Genomic DNA, 1,039 nt, shown 5'->3' on the forward strand with positions numbered 1-1,039 from the left:
GGCGCGGCGCCGTACGCTGCGCCTATTCGATGGTGACCAATCACTCTGTTAACCGGGACCACTGATGTAACACAGATTTAACGTGGCTTGCTTAGTCTCGCGTGCATGGATCGCCAAAAAGAATTCGTGCTTCGTACCCTGGAAGAGCGCGACATTCGGTTTGTCCGCTTGTGGTTCACCGATGTTCTCGCCATCCCATCGCAGATTCCGTGTCCTACGAGGCAGCTGCGCTGTTCGAGCCACTCTCCGTGGGGATTGCCTCAGCCCAGAAGGCGGGAATCACGGCAGGCTCTCGTGTGTTGATCGCCGGCGCCGGCCCGGTGGGGATCGTGACGACGCAGGTGGCCAAGGCATTCGGCGCGACGGAGGTCATCGTCTCGGACATCGATGCGGCCCGGCGTGATGTGGCACTGAAATTCGGCGCAACAACCGTCGTTGATCCACGTGAGAGCGACGTACGCTCGCTGGCCGTCGACGCCTTCATCGACGCCTCGGGTGCCACGGCCGCCGTGATCGACGGGATTCACGCAGTTCGGCCCGCTGGGACCATCGTTCTGGTCGGGATGGGTGCCGACGAGATACCGTTGCCGGTCCCGATCATTCAGAATCGCGAACTGGTGCTGACCGGAGTGTTCCGATACGCCAACACATGGCCGATCGCCGCCGCACTGGTCGCTGCCGGGCGCGTCGACCTGGATTCGATGGTCACAGCGCGCTTTTCACTCGAACAGTCGCAAGAGGCCCTGGTGGCCGATCGCATTCCCGGCAGCATCAAAGCCGTAGTCATCGTCGCCGAAGGAGACTAGAACTTTCATGGAACTCAACACGAAGACCTTGCTCGACTTCGATGCTGCACTCGAAGTGCCGAACTACGACCGGAGCAAAGTCACCACCGGCATAGTGCATTTCGGGGTCGGAGGCTTTCACCGCGCACACCAGGCCATGTACATCGATAATCTCCTGCGACGCGGTGAGGGCTTCGACTGGGGAATCTGCGGAGTGGGAGTGATGCCGTCGGACAGGCGAATGAAAGACGCAC

The 1,039-nt window shown here is 60.8% G+C and carries 2 protein-coding genes; both read left to right on the forward strand.

The window, feature by feature from the left end:
- The first annotated feature begins 248 nt into the window (after nucleotides 1-248).
- Complete coding sequence (locus ABT116_RS50170; RefSeq protein ID WP_502984122.1) at nucleotides 249-806, forward strand: zinc-binding dehydrogenase; 558 nt, start codon at nucleotides 249-251, stop codon at nucleotides 804-806.
- Between the two features lie 7 nt (nucleotides 807-813).
- On the forward strand, nucleotides 814-1,039 hold a 226-nt coding region (locus ABT116_RS50175), incomplete at its 3' end, for a mannitol dehydrogenase family protein (RefSeq protein WP_351648509.1).

It is taken from the genome of Streptomyces sp. NPDC002130 (assembly GCF_040296465.1).
GTDB lineage: Bacteria > Actinomycetota > Actinomycetes > Streptomycetales > Streptomycetaceae > Streptomyces.